14 protein-coding genes are annotated in these 16,136 nt (G+C 70.5%); 5 read left to right on the top strand and 9 right to left on the bottom strand.

Annotated features, from left to right (window positions below; all coding sequences use genetic code 11):
• Window positions 1-104 precede the first annotated feature (104 nt).
• The 4 genes from D452_RS0122310 to D452_RS0122325 form a co-directional block, all read right to left on the bottom strand.
• Window positions 105-2,594 (bottom strand): DNA translocase FtsK, encoded by a 2,490-nt coding sequence (locus D452_RS0122310; protein WP_026129578.1) that lies wholly within the window; start codon window positions 2,592-2,594, stop codon window positions 105-107.
• 427 nt (window positions 2,595-3,021) lie between these two features.
• Entirely contained in the window at window positions 3,022-4,707 is a 1,686-nt protein-coding gene (locus D452_RS0122315; protein ID WP_017546363.1) for a ribonuclease J, read from the bottom strand.
• Window positions 4,704-5,675, bottom strand: a complete 972-nt coding sequence (dapA, locus tag D452_RS0122320; RefSeq protein WP_017546364.1) for a 4-hydroxy-tetrahydrodipicolinate synthase — start codon at window positions 5,673-5,675, stop codon at window positions 4,704-4,706. Before dapA ends, D452_RS0122315 begins: the two co-directional genes overlap by 4 nt.
• 419 nt (window positions 5,676-6,094) lie before the next feature.
• Window positions 6,095-6,475 carry a phage holin family protein gene (locus D452_RS0122325; RefSeq protein ID WP_017546365.1) on the bottom strand — a complete coding sequence of 127 codons (381 nt, stop codon included), beginning with the start codon at window positions 6,473-6,475 and terminating at the stop codon, window positions 6,095-6,097.
• A 116-nt stretch (window positions 6,476-6,591) separates the two neighbouring features.
• On the opposite strand from D452_RS0122325, the gene D452_RS0122330 reads away from it, so the two are divergent.
• The 4 genes from D452_RS0122330 (at window position 6,592) to D452_RS0122345 (ending at window position 9,358) form a co-directional block, all read left to right on the top strand.
• Entirely contained in the window at window positions 6,592-7,146 is a 555-nt protein-coding gene (locus D452_RS0122330; protein ID WP_017546366.1) for a GNAT family N-acetyltransferase, read from the top strand.
• A 90-nt stretch (window positions 7,147-7,236) separates the two neighbouring features.
• The gene (locus D452_RS0122335) at window positions 7,237-8,109 is read left to right on the top strand and encodes a 1,4-dihydroxy-2-naphthoate polyprenyltransferase (protein ID WP_017546367.1); all 873 of its coding nucleotides are present in this window, start codon (window positions 7,237-7,239) and stop codon (window positions 8,107-8,109) included.
• 18 nt (window positions 8,110-8,127) lie between these two features.
• The gene (locus D452_RS0122340; protein ID WP_017546368.1) at window positions 8,128-8,619 is read left to right on the top strand and encodes an NUDIX domain-containing protein; all 492 of its coding nucleotides are present in this window, start codon (window positions 8,128-8,130) and stop codon (window positions 8,617-8,619) included.
• Window positions 8,620-8,677: 58 nt separating this feature from the next.
• On the top strand, window positions 8,678-9,358 hold the full coding sequence (locus D452_RS0122345) for a class I SAM-dependent DNA methyltransferase (protein WP_017546369.1): 681 nt from the start codon (window positions 8,678-8,680) through the stop codon (window positions 9,356-9,358).
• A gap of 651 nt (window positions 9,359-10,009) precedes the next feature.
• On the opposite strand, the gene dapB is transcribed toward D452_RS0122345, so the two are convergent.
• A complete protein-coding gene (gene dapB / locus D452_RS0122350; RefSeq protein ID WP_083927591.1) occupies window positions 10,010-10,753 on the bottom strand; it encodes a 4-hydroxy-tetrahydrodipicolinate reductase in 744 nt (247 codons plus the stop codon).
• 69 nt (window positions 10,754-10,822) lie between these two features.
• Here dapB and D452_RS0122355 point away from each other — a divergent pair, with 69 nt between their 5' ends.
• Complete coding sequence (locus tag D452_RS0122355) at window positions 10,823-11,527, top strand: VIT1/CCC1 transporter family protein (RefSeq protein WP_017546371.1); 705 nt, start codon at window positions 10,823-10,825, stop codon at window positions 11,525-11,527.
• A 3-nt stretch (window positions 11,528-11,530) separates the two neighbouring features.
• Here D452_RS0122355 and egtD read toward each other — a convergent pair whose 3' ends face one another.
• From egtD to egtA, 4 genes are all read right to left on the bottom strand, one after another.
• Window positions 11,531-12,502 carry an L-histidine N(alpha)-methyltransferase gene (gene egtD / locus D452_RS0122360; RefSeq protein WP_017546372.1) on the bottom strand — a complete coding sequence of 324 codons (972 nt, stop codon included), beginning with the start codon at window positions 12,500-12,502 and terminating at the stop codon, window positions 11,531-11,533.
• Between the two features lie 66 nt (window positions 12,503-12,568).
• Window positions 12,569-13,309 carry an ergothioneine biosynthesis protein EgtC gene (gene egtC, locus D452_RS0122365; RefSeq protein ID WP_017546373.1) on the bottom strand — a complete coding sequence of 247 codons (741 nt, stop codon included), beginning with the start codon at window positions 13,307-13,309 and terminating at the stop codon, window positions 12,569-12,571.
• Window positions 13,309-14,652, bottom strand: a complete 1,344-nt coding sequence (gene egtB, locus D452_RS0122370; protein ID WP_017546374.1) for an ergothioneine biosynthesis protein EgtB — start codon at window positions 14,650-14,652, stop codon at window positions 13,309-13,311. Before egtB ends, egtC begins: the two co-directional genes overlap by 1 nt.
• The gene (gene egtA, locus D452_RS0122375) at window positions 14,649-15,950 is read right to left on the bottom strand and encodes an ergothioneine biosynthesis glutamate--cysteine ligase EgtA (protein WP_017546375.1); all 1,302 of its coding nucleotides are present in this window, start codon (window positions 15,948-15,950) and stop codon (window positions 14,649-14,651) included. Before egtA ends, egtB begins: the two co-directional genes overlap by 4 nt.
• Window positions 15,951-16,136 lie beyond the last annotated feature (186 nt).

Here is a 16,136-nt window from a genome sequence, read left to right on the forward strand (position 1 = left end):
ACGTCTACCCACTCTGCTACTAGGACACGGACAACGCAGGTCACCACGCCCCATGAAGGCCTCAAGAACGAGCCAAATCGGGCGTCACGGACGGGGATTCGCTCTCATCCGCCCCGGATGTCGGTGAGGACCGCGGCGAGTTCGTCGGGCTGCACGAGGACGTCGCGGGCCTTGGAGCCCTCACTGGGGCCGACGACGTCGCGGCTCTCCATGAGGTCCATCAGGCGGCCCGCCTTGGCGAAGCCGACCCGGAGCTTGCGCTGGAGCATCGACGTGGACCCGAACTGGGTGGTGACGACCAGCTCGACCGCCTGGAGCAGGAGGTCCATGTCGTCGCCGATGTCCTCGTCGATCTCCTTCTTCTTGGTGTCGACGACCGCGACGTCCTCGCGGTAGCTGGGCTCGGACTGCTTCTTGCAGTGGTCGACGATCCCCCGGATCTCCTTCTCCGCCACCCAGGCGTTCTGGAGGCGGATGGGCTTGCCCGCGCCCATCGGGAGGAAGAGCGAGTCGCCCTTGCCGACCAGCTTCTCCGCGCCGGGCTGGTCGAGGATGACGCGGCTGTCGGCGAGGCTGGAGGTGGCGAAGGCCAGCCGCGAGGGCACGTTGGCCTTGATCAGGCCGGTGACGACGTCGACACTGGGTCGCTGGGTCGCCAGGACCAGGTGGATTCCTGCGGCACGGGCCAGCTGGGTGATGCGCACGACCGCGTCCTCGACGTCGCGGGGGGCGACCATCATGAGGTCGGCGAGCTCGTCGACGATCACCAGCAGGTAGGGGTAGGGCTCGTAGACGCGTTCGCTGCCCAGAGGGGCGGTGAGCTCCCCGGTGCGCACGGCGGCGTTGAAGTCGTCGACGTGCCGGTACCCGGAGGCCGCGAGGTCGTCGTAGCGGCGGTCCATCTCCCCCACCACCCACTGGAGGGCCTCGGCGGCCTTCTTCGGGTTGGTGATGATGGGGGTGATCAGGTGGGGGATGCCCTCGTACATGGTCAGCTCGACCCGCTTGGGGTCGACCAGGATCATGCGCACCTCGTCGGGCGTGGCGCGCATCATCAGGGAGGTGATGAGCCCGTTGATGCAGGTGGACTTACCGGCTCCGGTGGCACCCGCGACCAGCACGTGCGGCATCTTGGCCAGGTTGGCCACGACGTTGGTGCCCTCGACGTCCTTGCCCAGGCCCACCAGCATGGGGTGGTCGTCCGAGGTGGCCGCCGAGGAGCGCAGCACGTCGCCCAGACTCACTATGTCCTTGTCGGTGTTGGGGATCTCCACACCGATCGCGGACTTGCCGGGGATGGGCGACTGGATGCGCACGTCGGCGCTCTTGACCGCGAGTGAGATGTTCTTGGACAGCGCCGTGACCTTCTCGACCTTCACCGCCGGGCCGAGCTCGATCTCGTACCGGGTGACGGTCGGCCCCCGGGTGAACCCGGTGACCTCGGCGTCGATCTTGAACTGCTGCATGACCCCGCTCAGGGCCGCGACCACGTCGTCGTTGGCCTGGGTGCGGGGCTTGACCGGGGTGCCCGGCTTGAGCATGGCCGGGGCGGGCAGCTCGTAGTCGCCCTCGACCACACGGGAGGGGATGGAGAGCTGCTCGGTGGTGACCGGCGGCGGCGTGGGGTCGGGGGTCGGGGCCTTGGCCTTCTTGCGGGCGGGCTTCTTCGCCTCGGCGGCCCCCGCCTCCTCCTCGTCGGTGAGGGCGGGGGCGATCGTCCCCTTCTCGGGCTCGCTGGGCAGAACCGGGCTGTCGTAGGGGCGCTCGTGGTCCCCCGCGACGGTCTGGGCCTCGGAGGTCTGCGCCTTGGGCTTGCGCTTGCGCGGCTTGGGCTTGGTCTCCTGGTCCGCACCGAGGAGGCCGATCCCGGCGTCGGGGCCGGCGTCGCGCTCCATGAGGGCGCCGAACAGGGTCTGGAGGCGATCCGGGATGCGACGGATGGGGGTGGCGGTCACCACGAGGATGCCGAAGACCAGGATGAGAGCCAGCAGGAGCCCGGTGATCCAGGGCGTGACCACCGAGCTGAGCGGGCCGGAGGCGACGAAGCCGATGACGCCGCCCGCGTCCTGGAGCCCCTCGATGCCGTCGACGGGCTGCGGGATGCCGTGGGCGATGTGGATGAGCCCGAGCAGGCCGAGCATGATCGCGGTGACCCCGATGAACAGCCGTCCCGCGTCGCCCTCCTTGCTGGTGCTCGGGGTGCGCATGAGCTTGACCGCGATGGGCAGGAAGAGCAGCGGCAGGATCGGGGAGAAGGTGCCGAAGCCACCGACCACCACGAAGCGGGTGGCCTCCAGCAGCGGGCCCTCGCTCTGCCACCACACGGCGGCGGCCACGAGGATCCCCAGGGCCAGCAGGATCAGGCCGATCCCGTCGCGGCGCAGGTCCGGGTCGAGACCGCGCGCGCTGCGTCCGACCGCGCGGGCCGCCCCGCCCACCGTGTGCGCGATGACCTTCCACACCACCAGCAGGAACTGGCCGAAGAGCGTGACCACATAGGCGATGGGCCCGTCGGGCATGCGCTTCTTCGCCGCGGGTTTGCGTGCGGCGGGCTTCTTGCGCCCAGCACCACCTGAGGAGGCACGCGTGGCCATCGGGGGGTCACCTCCACCGGGGACGGGGTCGATTCCGAGGGGCGGGCACAGCTGCCCGGCACGGCGGGAAGCCTACTAAGCCGTCCAACCCGGAGCACGCAGGAGGCACGGCGTGTTCCCTGTTTCCTTGGGGCCTTCGCTGTATCCCTTTGCATCTCCGCTCCGCATCGATGCGTGTTCAGGCGCCCAGAAAGCCAGGGATTCTTCATCGTCGTCCACGCCTGACTCGTTCCTCGCTGACGGCTTGACTCCTCCTGCACAACCCTGGCAGCGCCCGAACAAAAGCACCCCCCTGGCGGCAAAGGTGTTCAGACGGGATGGCCGAGGCATAGTGCAGGGGCTCGCGCCTGGGGCCGAAGCGGAGATGCACAAGGAAACGGCCCGGGAACGCGTACGTTCCCGGGCCGTGTCCCTGCTTCCCCTACGGTCAGACCTCGACCAGGACGGGGATGATCATGGGGCGACGACGGTAGGTCTCGTTGACCCAGCGCCCGGTGCTGCGGCGGATGAGCTGCCGTAGCTGGTGCGGGTCGTTGACCCCGTCGGAGGCCGCCTTGTCGAGAGCGTCCTGGATCTTGTCGATGACGTCGTCGTAGGCCTCGGCGCCCATGCCGGCGCCCCGGGTGTGGATCTCGGGGTCACCGAGGATCTTCCCGGAGTTGGAGTCCACCGCGACGACGACGGAGATGAAGCCCTCCTCGCCGAGGATGCGCCGGTCCTTGAGGGCGGCGTCGGTGACGTCGCCGACCGAGGAGCCGTCCACGTAGACGTATCCGGCCTGCACCGCGCCGACGATCTTCGCGCGGTTCTTGTACACGTCCACCACCACGCCGTCCTCGGCGATGACGATGCGGTCGCTCGGCACACCCGTGAGCTTGGCCAGGTCGGCGTGCGCACGCATGTGCCGCCACTCGCCGTGCACCGGCATGAAGTTGCGCGGACGCACCATGTTGAGCACGTAGAGCAGCTCACCGGCGGAGGCGTGGCCGGACACGTGCACGAGCGCGTTGCCCTTGTGCACGACCTTGGCGCCCCAGCGGGTGAGGCCGTTGATGACCCGGTTGACCGAGTTCTCGTTGCCGGGGATCAGCGACGAGGCGAGCAGGATGGTGTCGCCCTCCTCGATGCGGATCTGGTGGTCCCGGCTGGCCATCCGGCTCAGCGCCGCCATGGGCTCGCCCTGGGAGCCGGTGCAGATCAGCACGACCTCGTCGGCGGGCATCTTGTCGAGCTGCTTGACGTCGACGATCGTGTCGCCGGGGATGCTCAGGTAGCCGAGGTCGCGCGCGATGTTCATGTTGCGGACCATGGAGCGGCCCACGAACGCGATCTTGCGGCCGTGCGCGGTCGCGGAGTCGATGACCTGCTGGACGCGGTGCACGTGCGAGGCGAAGCAGGCCACGACGATGCGCTTCTTGGCCTGCCGGAACACCTTGTCGATGGCCTCGGTCAGGTTGCGCTCGTTGACGACGAACCCGGGCTGCTCCGCGTTGGTGGAGTCCGACAGCAGGATGTCCACGCCCTCGTCACCGAACCGGGCGAACCCGGCCAGGTCGGTGAGGCGGCTGTCCAGCGGCAGCTGGTCCATCTTGAAGTCGCCCGTGTGCAGTACCGTGCCGCCGGGCGTGCGGATGCCCACGGCGAGCGCGTCCGGGATCGAGTGGTTGACCGCGAAGAACTCCAGGTCGAAGGGGCCGAAGTCGTGTCGCTCCCCCTCCTCCACCAGGACGGTCTCCGGCTTGATCCGGTGCTCGCCGAGCTTGGCGCTGATCAGCGCCAGGGTGAGCTTGGAACCGACGATCGGGATGTCGGCCCGCTCGCGGAGCAGGAACGGCACACCACCGATGTGGTCCTCGTGCCCGTGGGTGAGCACGATCGCCTCGATGTCGTCGAGACGGTCCCGGATGTAGTCGAAGTCCGGCAGGATCAGGTCGACGCCGGGCTGCTCCTCCTCGGGGAAGAGCACGCCGCAGTCGACGATGAGCAGACGGCCGTCGTACTCGAAGACCGTCATGTTGCGGCCGATCTCACCGAGCCCGCCGAGCGGGACGATGCGGAGGACGCCCTTGCCCTGGGGCGGGGGCGGGCCGAGTTCGGGGTGCGGGTGACTCATACGGAACCCTCCGTCAGACGTTCGACGCGCACGGCGCTGGCGGGCACGGCCTGGTGCGGGGCGAGCCCGATGGGGCCCTTGACCCCGGCGGCGGCCAGGTCCTCGCGCAGCAGGGCCTGGAGCTCGGAGGACGCGTCGGCGAGCGGTGTGCGGACCGGACCGGAGGGGAGCCCGAAGAGGTTCAGGATCGCCTTGGTCGTGATGACACCCTGGGTGCGGAACATGCCGGTGTAGACCGGGGTGAGGCGGCGGTGGATGGCCAGCGCCTGGCCGACCTCGCCCTCCTCGAACGCGTCGATCATGTCCTTGAGGTCGCTGCCGACGATGTGGCCGACGACGCTCACGAAACCGGCCGCGCCCACGGACAGCAGCGGCAGGTTCAGGATGTCGGTGCCGCAGTAGTAGGCCAGGTCGGTGCGCTCCATGACCCAGGAGCTGGCGCCGACGTTGTCCTTGGCGTCCTTGTTCGCGACGATGCGCGGGTGCTCGGCCAGCCGGACCAGGGTCTCGGAGGCGATCGGCGTCCCGGTGCGGTGCGGGATGTCGTAGAGCATGACCGGCAGGTCGGTGGTGTCGGCGATCTCGGTGAAGTGCCGGATCAGCCCCTCCTGCGGGGGCTTGTTGTAGTAGGGCGTGACCGCCAGCAGGCCGTGCGCGCCCGCCTTCTCGGCGGCCCTCGCCAGCTTGACGCTGTGGCGGGTGTCGTTGGTGCCGACGCCCGCGATGATCTGGGCGCGGTCGCCGACGGCCTCGACCACCGAGCGCAGCAGGCGGTCCTTCTCGTCGTCGCTGGTCGTGGGCGACTCACCGGTCGTGCCGCTGATGACCAGGCCGTCGTTGTGCTGCTCGTCCACCAGGTAGGTGGCGAGTCGGGCGGCGCCGTCGTAGTCGAGTTCCCCGTCTTCGAGCATCGGGGTGACCATCGCGGTCAACATCTTGCCGAACGGGCGGTTCTTGGGTTCCACCATCGTGTCTGAAAGGCTCTCGGGCCCCCGCCGGAAGGCATCGGGGCCCTGGGTTGCCCTTCCTCCTCTCCATGTGCGTGAAACAGGTGCGTGTCCCGAGCCGGGTGCTTTCCTCCGTGCTACGGGTGAAGACGGCGCTGAGCGTCCGTCGCCGCGACCGGTGAACGCGGGCCACCGGAAGCGGGAAAGTCTGTGTGTCCTTCGCACGTGGGAGTGCGCTGGAGCGTGTCCGGTTCGGGCCCCGTCCTCGTGGGTTGAGGTGAGGGACCGTCCCGGTCGTGACCGACCAGGTCACCTGGAGCCTACGCGCTCGACCGGTGCCCGGAAGTGTGAACCTACCCGCACCGGGCCCGCGTCACTCGGACGGGGCCCGGGATCACCGTGGTCGGAAGACGGTGCGCGGGGGTCGTTTCGGGCGTGTCTCAGTCGTCCTTGCCGTCGGGCAGGAACATGCTGACCACCCAGCTCACGATGGTGACGACGATGGCTCCCCAGAAGGCGGGCCAGAACCCGTCCACGTGGAAGGGGACGTTGAACAGCCCGGCGATCCACGCGGTGAGCATGAACAGCAGCGCGTTCACCACCAGCCCGATCAGACCCAGGGTCAGGGCGTAGAACAGGCAGCCGACCGTTTTGACGATCGGTTTGATGACCGCGTTGACCACGCCGAAGATCGCGCCGACCACGAGGTAGACGACGACCTGACCGACGGTGTCCTGCGCCGTGACGTCGATCCCGTCGACAAGGAGGACAGCGGCCCAAAGGGCCAGCGCGTTCGCGATAACTCTGATAATGAGGCTCACAACGTAGATGTTCCCATGCCGGTGCAAGGTCCGGAAACTCCGGCGTGGGTGATCTTTTCGTCCGGCGTGTCGCACACCCGCGCACGTCGGTCCGGATCCAACCGAGAGGCCCCCTCGTGTCCAGTGCGCAGTTCGTCCGTCCCGCCCGTGCCGCCGACGTGGAGAGGGTGGTCGACCTCCAGGTCGCGTCGTGGCGGTCCGTGTACGGGGAGCTGTTGCCCGCCGAGGTGGCCGAGGAGCTCTCGGGTGCGCAGGCTCGGGAGAGTTTCCGTGAGCAGTGGACGGCGGCGCTGGAGTCGCCGCCCACCTCCAGGCACCGGCTGGTGGTGGCGACCGACGAGGACGGCGGGGTGCGCACGGTGGTCGGGTTCGCGGCGTTCGGCCCGGCCGGGGACCCGGACCTGTGGCCCGCCAAGGACGCGGAGGTGTTCGCCCTGCACGTGGACCCGGAGAGGGTGCGGCAGGGGCACGGCAGCCGCCTGGTGAACGCGTGCGTGGACCACCTGGTGGAGGGCGGGTTCGGCACCGTGCACGTGTGGGTCCCGGAGGAGGAGAACGCGCTGCGGACGTTCTTCGAGGCCTCGGGGTGGCGAGCGGACGGGGCCAGGCGGGAGATCGACATGGGTCGGCTGCTTCCGATGGTGCGGCTGCACGCGACCGTCTCCGAGTAGTTCGGCGGCGCGGCGGCCAGGCACTACCGTTGGGTAGTTGTCCGGCGCGCCCCTCGGCGTGTCACCGTCTCGAATCTGGAGGACCGGCGCGTGGCCACGGTCAGTGAATGGGTCTCGGGGCTACGCCCCCGCACGCTTCCGAACTCGATCGTCCCGGTGGCGGTCGGCACCGCGCTGGCCTTCTCCCTGGGCGGGTTCGTGTGGTGGAAGGCCCTGCTCGCCCTGGTGGTGTCCATGGCGCTCCAGGTGGGCGTGAACTTCGCCAACGACTACAGCGACGGGGTCAAGGGGACCGACACCGAGGAGCGCACCGGCCCCACCCGGTTGACCGCGAGCGGCCTCGCCTCTCCGAATCAGGTGCTGGCCGCCGCGCTGGGGAGCTTCGCGTTCGCCGGTGTGGTCGGCCTGGTGCTGGTGGCGACCAGTTCGTGGTGGCTGCTGTTGATCGGCGCGGCCGCGATCGCCGCCGCCTGGTACTACACCGGCGGGCGCTCCCCCTACGGATACCGGGGCCTGGGCGAGGTCTCCGTGTTCGTGTTCTTCGGTGTGGTGGCCGTGGTGGGCACGGTGTTCGTGCAGATGGGGACGCTGCCCTGGCAGGCCTGGGTGGCGTCGGTGCCGGTGGGTCTGCTCTCCTGCGCGGTGCTGGTGATCAACAACCTGCGCGACATCCCCACGGACCGGGAGACCGGCAAGATCACCCTGGCTGTGCGCCTGGGCGAGAGCGGCACCCGCCGCCTCTACGCGGGGATGATCGTGGCGTCCTTCGTGGTCGCCCTCGTGCTGACCACGGTGTCCTGGTGGGTGCCGCTGGTCCTGCTGGCCGCGCCGCTCGCGGTGCCCCCGCTGCGCCGGGTCCTGGGCGGCCAGGTCGGCCGTGACCTGGTGCTGGGCCTGGGCGAGACCGGGAAGCTCCAGATGGCCTTCGGCGTGCTGTTCTCGGTGGCGCTCGCCCTGGGCTAGGCGGGTTAGGGTCGTCGGGTGGACCAGAGCGACGAGGACTTCTTCGCGAACCTGCCCGCGACCCGGGGAGCGGCCGGCGGACTCATCCGTTCGGCCTCGGGCGACGTACTCCTGGTACGGCGCGTGTACGACCCCGAGAGGCCCTGGGGCGTTCCCGGCGGGATCATGGAGGCCGAGGAGTCACCGGTGGCCGCCTGCCGCAGGGAGATCGCCGAGGAGCTGGGAGTGACCGCCCACGTGCGGGCCCCGCTGGTGGTGGACTGGGTGCCGCCCCGGCCACCCCGTACGGCCGCCTACCAGTGGCTGTTCCGGGTGGACGTCCCGCACACCGGCTTCCGGCTGCCGCCCGACGAACTGTCCGGCTGGGAGTGGGTTCCGCCCGAGCGGCTCTTCGACTACCTCGCCGAAGGGACGGCCCGGCGTATGCGGGCGGCGGTCTCGGTGGACGACCACGGTGGAGGTCTGGTCTACCTGGAACACGGACACGCCGTCCTGCCTGGGCCGACCTGAGCGCGGACGCCACTCCGGTTACGATGCCTGCCCCGCCTATGTACCCCCTTGGAGAACCGTGCCGAGCGACCACCCCACCGATCCCCTCGAGCTCGCCCCTGACCCGGTGGCCTGGGCCGAACGCAACGCCCGCCAGGCGAACGCGTTCGACACGATCGGAGAACGCTACGACGAGGCCTTTCCCAACAAGGAAGGCCAGGAGGACTGCGTCCGTCGGCTGTTGAGTCTGCTGCCACCGAACGCGCAGGTCCTCGACCTCGGCTCGGGGACCGGCCTGCCCACGGCCCGCCAGCTGGTCAGCTCCGGAGCCCAGGTGACCGGCTTCGAGATCTCCGAGGAGATGATCGCGCTCGCCCGCCAGAACGTTCCCGAGGCGAGGTTCCGCCGGGCCGACATCGTCGACCTGGACCCGGTGGAGTGCTCGTACGACGCCATCGTGGCGTTCTTCTCGCTGCTCTGCCTGCCCAAAGAGCGCATCCCGCAGGCCCTGGGCCGCGTGCGCGCCTCGCTGGCGCCCGGCGGCCTGGTGTGCCTGTCGATGGTCGAGGCAGACCTGGACGACCAGCCCATCTCCTTCCTGGGAAACGAGATCCGGGTGTCCGCCTACCCCCGTGATGAACTGAGAGAGGTCGTGGAGCGGGCCGGGCTCATCATCGAGGACGAGCGCGTGGTCTCCTACAACCCCGACGGCGCCCACCCCGAGGTGCAGATCTTCCTCACTTGCCGCCGAGGCGCGTAGCCGCAAGGAAGGTGGAAATGTCCGTTTCTCGGGAAGTTGGAAAAATGGACCCTTGCCACCGGTAAGTTCCCAGGTGAAAGAGTGTGCTCCCCGCGCATGCGGGGATGGTCCGGAAAAGAGAAGTTCCATGGGAATGCGCAAGGTGTGCTCCCCGCGCACGCGGGGATGGTCCCATTCATATCCGTCAGAAGGCAGCTTTTCCTTTGTGCTCCCCGCGCACGCGGGGATGGTCCCCGACCCCACGCCTGCCCCTGCGTCGGCACACTGTGCTCCCCGCGCACGCGGGGATGGTCCCCGGCTACGGGTGGCCACCACCCACCCCCACGAGTGCTCCCCGCGCATGCGGGGATGGTCCCCGCCGTGGCCGTGAGTCCTCCCATGCGGGCGGGTGCTCCCCGCGCACGCGGGGATGGTCCCATGGCCACGACGTCGCACGCCTCGAACGCGGAGTGCTCCCCGCGCACGCGGGGATGGTCCCCACTGTGACGGCTACGTGTGGTCTCGGCTGATGTGCTCCCCGCGCGCACGCGGGTATGGTCCCCTTCGCACTCTGGCGACGGTCGCTCGGCATCCGTGCTCCCCGCACACGCGGGGACGGGACATGACTGAGGGGGACCGCCTTCGTGGCGGTCCCCCTCATTGGTCAGATGGCTAGTCCAGGCCCAGGATCGGCTCCAGGCCCAGGGTGAGGGCCTCGGGAAGCTCCGCGGTCCTGCGGATGCCAAGGAGGACTCCGGGCATGAACGAGGTGCGGTTCATCGAGTCGTGGCGGATCTTCAGGGTCTCGCCGTCGGTGCCGAACACGACTTCCTGGTGGGCGATGAGGCCCTGGATGCGCAGGGCGTGCACGCGGACGCCCTCGACGTCCGCGCCACGGGCCCCGGGGATCTCCGAGGTGGTGGCGTCGGGCATCGGCTGGGTCCCGGCCTCACGGCGGGCCTCAGCGACGAGCTCGGCGGTCCGGTAGGCGGTGCCGCTGGGGGCGTCGGCCTTGTTCGGGTGGTGCAGCTCGATGATCTCCGTGGAGTCGAAGTAGGGCGCGGCCTTCTTCGCGAAGTGCATCATCAGGACGGCCGCGATGCCGAAGTTGGGCGCGATGAGCACCTTCGCCCCCGGCTTGGCCTCCTGGAGGGCGCGCACCTTCGCCAGGCGGGCCTCGTCGAAGCCGCTGGTCCCGACGACGGCGTGGATCCCGTGGTCGATCAGCCACGCGAGGTTGTCCATCACCACGTCGGGGTGTGTGAAGTCGACGACGTAGTCGGCCCCCAGCACCGCTTCACGGTCGTCGGCGCTGTCCACGCCCGCGACGAGTTCCATGTCGTCGGCGGCCTGAACCGCCTTGACGACCTCTGACCCCATGCGCCCATCGGCGCCGAAAACTCCTACCTTGAACACGGCACGAGCGTAGCGGAATCCGGCGTGGTGAGGCGGGTCGGGGCTAGTCACACGTGTCACTCTGACCCCATGGAGCAGAACACGGAACGCTCGCAGAAGCGGCTGGGGTCGCTGTTGAACGGGCTTCGTGCGGCTGTTCTCGGCGCCAACGACGGCATCGTCTCCACGGCGGGTCTCGTGGTGGGCGTGGCGGGTGCCACCCCGCACCGGGAGACCCTGTTGGTCGCGGGAGTGGCCGGGACCCTCGCGGGCGCCCTGTCGATGGCGGCGGGCGAGTACGTCTCGGTCAGCACCCAGCGGGACACCGAGAGGGCGGCGATCGCCCGTGAGCGGCGGGAGCTCTCCGACGACCCCGAGGGCGAGCTGGAGGAACTGGCGGGGATGTACCGGGAGCGCGGGCTCAGCGAGGAGCTGTCCCGCAGGGTCGCCCGTGAGCTCACCGACCACGACGCCCTGAGCGCCCACGTGGAGGTGGAGCTGGGGCTGAACCGGTACCGGGCCAACCCCTGGCAGGCCGCGTTCGCGAGCATGTTCTCCTTCCTGTTGGGTGCGATGATCCCGCTGTTGGCCATGCTGCTGAGCCCGGACGCCTGGCGTCTGACGGTGACGGTGGTCGCGGTGCTGGTGGCCACGGGTCTGCTGGGCGCGGTCAGCGCGAGAATGGGTGGCGCCCTGCCGTTGCGCGCCGCGCTTCGGTGCGTGCTCGGTGGGTCGTTCGCCATGCTGGTGACCTACACGGTGGGCTCGCTGGTCGGCGGCCTGGCGGGCTCCTGACGCTCAGCGCACGGTGGCCAGGGTGAGCGCGAAGTCCCCCTGCGCATCGGTCCACCAGTGGGTGAGGTCGAATCCCGCGGCGTCGAGTTCGGCGGCCAGTCCCTCGCGGCGGAACTTGGCGGAGATCTCCGTGCGCATCTCCTCACCCTCGGCGAAGTTCACCTCCAGGTCGAGGTCGGCGACGCGCACGCGCTGCGCGGAGCGGGCGCGCAGGCGCATCTCGATCCACTCGCACTCGGCGTTCCACACCGCGAGGTGCTCGTAGGCGGTGGGGTCGAAGTCGCCGCCCAGCTGCTGGTTGATCACCGAGAGCACGTTGCGGTTGAAGGCGGCGGTCACCCCCTGGGAGTCGTCGTAGGCGGCCACCAGGCGTGCGGGGTCCTTGACCAGGTCGGCGCCGAGCAGTAGGGAGTCGCCCCGGTGCAGCACGTCGTGGATGTCGCGGAGGAAGGAGTCGCGGGGGCCGGGTTCCTGGTTGCCGATGGTGGAGCCGAGCACCGCCAGGAGCTGGCGCCCGCTCTCGCTGACCGGTAGGAGGCCCAGGTGGTGCTCGAAGTCCCCCACCACCGCGTGCACGTCCAGGCCGGGGTAGTCGTCGGCGACAGGGCGCGCGGACGCGGCGAGGAACTCCCCGCTGACGTCGACGGGCACGAACCGGGTCAGCTCGCCCTGGCGTCGCATGGCGTCCAGGAGGAGCCGGGTCTTGACCCCGGCCCCGGAGCCGAGCTCGATGAGGGCGACGGCGCCCGAGGCCTCGGCGATCTCGTCGGCGTGCGTCTCCAGGATGGAGCGTTCGGCGCGGGTCGGGTAGTACTCCGGAAGCCGCGTGATGTCCTCGAAGAGCCCGCTGCCGCGTTCGTCGTAGAACCACTTGGGCGGCAGTTGTTTGGGGCGTGTGGTGAGGCCCTCGGCGACGTCGGTGCGCAGGGCCTTGTCGAGCTCGTCAGCGGTCAGGTTGCGGTCAATCCGGAACATGGTGCCTCCTGTGTCCCTTACGGATGTACCCGGGGCGGGTGATACCAGTGGGGTGCGTACCTGGGCTCAGCCGAGGGGCCGGACGTCGGTGCCCTCGCGGGTGGCCGCGACCACGGAGTTCTCGGGGACCTGTCGCCAGCCGCGCCCGTCGTCGAAGGGCTCGGAGGCCAGCCAGACCCCCTCGTCCCGGCGCAGGGAGTACAGGGTGTCCCCCGCGGTGGTCCCGACGATCGCCTCTCCGTCGCTGGCCAGCAGGTTGTACCGCCCCTCGGAGAGTTCGCGGGCGCGGTGCACCGCCGACGCGAGCGCGCCGGTCAGGTCGCCGGAGGTCCGCCAGGCCCGCACGGCGTGCGCGAAGAGCGGGGCGGAGTCCACCGGCGCGCGGGCGTCCAGGGCGTCCGGCGGGAAGGGCGCCGCCATTCCGGTCAGGAGCGCCTGGTCGTCCCGGGCCGCCCCGTTGTGGCTGAACAGCAGGCGGTCAGCGCGGAAGGGCTGGGCCCCGGACTCCTCGGACCCGAACCCGACGGTGGCGTCGCGGACCGCGGCGACCACGCACCCGGACCTGATCGCCCGGGCGGCGTCGGCGAAGGAGGAGTCGCCCCAGATCGGCATGGCGCGCCGGTACCGGAGCGGCTCGGGGGTCCCGATCCCCTCCGGGTACCAGCCGACTCCGAACCCGTCGGCGTTGACGGTCCCGTAGCGCTGCTGTCGCGGGGCCCAGGACTGCACGTGGAGTGAGTGGGGCGCCGCGTACAGGAGTTCGTGCAGGGTACGCGGCGGCCCCAGGTAGGCGAGGTGACGGCACATCAGTCGCGGCCCGCGTCGCGCGCGCAGCGGAACCCGCTGAAGATCTGCCGCCGGATCGGGTGGTCCCAGTTGCGGAAGGTGGAGCGGACCGCCGTGGGGTGGGTGGCCCAGGAGCCCCCGCGCAGGACCTTGTAACCGTCGTCGAAGAAGACCTCCGAGTACTCGCGGTAGGGGAACGCGGAGAACCCGGGGTAGCCGTGGAACGTCGTGGAGGTCCACTCCCACACGTCACCGATCAGCTGTCGTACCCCCAGCGGTGAGGTGCCCTCGGGGTGGCTGCCGACCGGGTGCGGCCCGAGCGTCCGCTGGCCGAGGTTGGCGTGGTGTCCGGTGGGTTCCGCGTCGCCCCAAGGGAAGCGGAGTGAGCGCCCGGTGGCGGGGTCGAAGCGGGCGGCCTTCTCCCACTCGGCCTCGGTGGGGAGACGTTTGCCCGCCCAGCGGGCATAGGCCTGGGCCTCGTGGAAGGACACGTGCTGGACGGGTTGGTCCGGCGGCACCTCCTCGACCCGGCCGAAGCGGCGCCGGGACCAGCCGTCCCCGTCCCGGCTCCAGAACGCGGGCGCCTCGGCGTCGCGCCGCTGGCACCACTCCCACCCCTCCTCGGTCCACCAGCGTGGGTCGCGGTAGCCGCCGTCAGCCACGAACCGCAGGTAGGCGGCGTTGGTGACCGGGTCGGTGTCGATCCAGTAGGCGGCCAGGTCCACGGTGTGGGCGGAGCGCTCGTTGTCGTAGGACCAGGGGTCGTCGTCCGTGCCCATGGTGAAGGGCCCGGCGGGGACCAGGATCTCCTCCGCCGGGGGCGGGCTCGACAGCGCGAACCCGGGCTCCTCCTCCAGCAACACGGGGGCGCCGCGGCGGAGCTGGTGGGTGGCGAGCATGGTCTCGTCGTGCATGTGCTCGTGCTGGATCACCATGTGGAACACGAAACCGGCCTCCAGCAGGGACCGCTCCCCCGCGTTCCGAGGGGCGGGCACCGTCTCCAGGTTCACCGATTCGAGGGTGTCCAGGACCTCCCTGCGCACCCGGTCGTTGTACGCACGGGCCTCGTCCGGGCGCAGCAGGGGCAGGGCGACCCGGTCGGCCCTGGGGTTCTCGAAGGCGTCGTACAGACCGTCGATGTCGGGACGCAGCGCCTCGCGTCCCCCCGCGGCCCTGAGCAGCCACTGCTCCTCGTAGTTGCCGATGTGCGCCAGGTCCCAGACCAGCGGTGACATCAGCGGGGAGTGCTGGGTGAGCAGGCCCTCGTCGTCCAGGGAGTCCAGGGTCAGCCCGTTGCTGCGCCGCCTGCTCCGGTCGAGTTCGGCGGCGATGCGCTCCTTGGCGCGGTCCTGTTCGTGGCTCATGACGAACCTCCCCTGTGCGCGGCGCGGACGCCGCTCTGGCCGTGCGTCGGGTGCTCGGCGCCGTCACGCGGCTCGGGCACCAGCTCCCCGAGCGCCGCGTCCGCCGGGCACTGTCCGCGTCGGACGTACCGGTCCGCGTACGCGTCCACCAGGTGGGCGAGTCCGCCAGCGCCCATCCTCGGCAACGCCTCCACGGCGGCGTCGAAGCACACCCGCGCACAGGCGTCGATCTCGGGGTCGGCCGGACCGAGACTGGCCGAGCGCCGCCACAGTTGCGGGGAGGGGAGGCGGTCCCGGCAGAGCCGTTCGGTGGCCTCCTCCGCGACGGCGCGGGCGCGGGGTTCGTCGAGCAGCGCGGCGGCGAGCGCCACCGGGACCGGCCACCAGCGCAGCGGCAGGGCGTCGATCATGCGCAGTTCCCACCAGCCGCGCGGGCGCACGGGAGGGAAGAGCGTGGACAGGTGGAACTCCAGGTCGGCGAGGGTGATCGGGCGGGCTCCCCGCCCGGCGATCCAGTCGGCCAGGGTGATGCCCGGGTCGGCCGTCCACTCCCCGCCCCCGCCGGGGACCTCCGGCACGGCCAGGACGTTGGCCGCGAGGGCGTACTCGGCCCAGGCGGTGGCGGGGTCCGGGTGGCTGTGGGACTCCAGGGCCGGTCGGGTGCGGGTGCCGTCCGTGGCCGCCCAGATGGCCCAGCGGGTGGACTTCCAGCCGGTGGGCCGACCGCGCCACACTGCGGAGTTGGCGAACGCCGCCACCAGGACGGGTCCGAGCCGGTGCACGAGTTCCCAGCGGGCGCGTGCGTCGGCGGCGTCGGCCCCGGTGTCCAGGCACACCTGGAGCGACGCGGTGCTGCACATCATGGTGCGCCCGCTGGGCTCGCGCCGGTTGGTGAAGAACTGCTCCATGGCCGTGTAGCGGGGCAGGCGGAGCTGGCGGACGGGGGGCCGTACCGGGTCGAGAGCGGTCTCGGCCAGGTGCAGTCCGGCGTCGGCGAGGGTCTTGCGGATGTGGTCCAGGTCCCGGGCCAGGGCCTCGTGGGCGCGTGCGGGTCCCGGGAGGGCGGCCGAGCTGAGCTCGATCTGGCCGCCGGGTTCGAAGGTGATCCGGCTTCCCGCGGGCGGGGGGCCACAGGCCTCCATGAGGTCCGCGAGGCGGTCGATGGTGACGGGTTCGGTGGGGTGCTCGGGGTCGGTGACCAGCCATTCGGTCTCGGCCCCGACCTTTCCGGGTGGTCCGGTCTTGAAGCAGACACCGTTGATGTAGTCGTGGACGTCTTCGGTGGTCATGTGCGCCATGGGCTGCTCCCTCGGGTCGCGCCCCACAGGTCCTGCCCAGACACTCACGGTCACGAACGTGTGTGATCACCCCAATTCATCGCAACCGGCGCGAACCCGTGCGCGGGCGTGCCACCCCGTGAATGACACGCCGGTTGGCGTCGGGCTTCGCGACGGGACCGCACCAGCGAGCCAGCCAAACGTGAC

The sequence above is a fragment of the Nocardiopsis prasina DSM 43845 genome (genome assembly GCF_000341265.1).
Classification (GTDB): Bacteria; Actinomycetota; Actinomycetes; order Streptosporangiales; family Streptosporangiaceae; genus Nocardiopsis; species Nocardiopsis prasina.

Excerpts from the sequence above, each read along its gene's own strand:
- egtB (WP_017546374.1), bottom strand. The coding sequence starts at position 14,652 with ATGAGCCACGAACAGGACCGCGCCAAGGAGCGCATCGCCGCCGAACTC.
- D452_RS0122310 (WP_026129578.1), bottom strand. The coding sequence starts at position 2,594 with ATGGCCACGCGTGCCTCCTCAGGTGGTGCTGGGCGCAAGAAGCCCGCC.
- D452_RS0122315 (WP_017546363.1), bottom strand. The coding sequence starts at position 4,707 with ATGAGTCACCCGCACCCCGAACTCGGCCCGCCCCCGCCCCAGGGCAAG.
- dapA (WP_017546364.1), bottom strand. The coding sequence starts at position 5,675 with ATGGTGGAACCCAAGAACCGCCCGTTCGGCAAGATGTTGACCGCGATG.
- D452_RS0122355 (WP_017546371.1), top strand. The coding sequence starts at position 10,823 with ATGGAGCAGAACACGGAACGCTCGCAGAAGCGGCTGGGGTCGCTGTTG.
- egtC (WP_017546373.1), bottom strand. The coding sequence starts at position 13,309 with ATGTGCCGTCACCTCGCCTACCTGGGGCCGCCGCGTACCCTGCACGAA.
- egtA (WP_017546375.1), bottom strand. The coding sequence starts at position 15,950 with ATGGCGCACATGACCACCGAAGACGTCCACGACTACATCAACGGTGTC.
- egtD (WP_017546372.1), bottom strand. The coding sequence starts at position 12,502 with ATGTTCCGGATTGACCGCAACCTGACCGCTGACGAGCTCGACAAGGCC.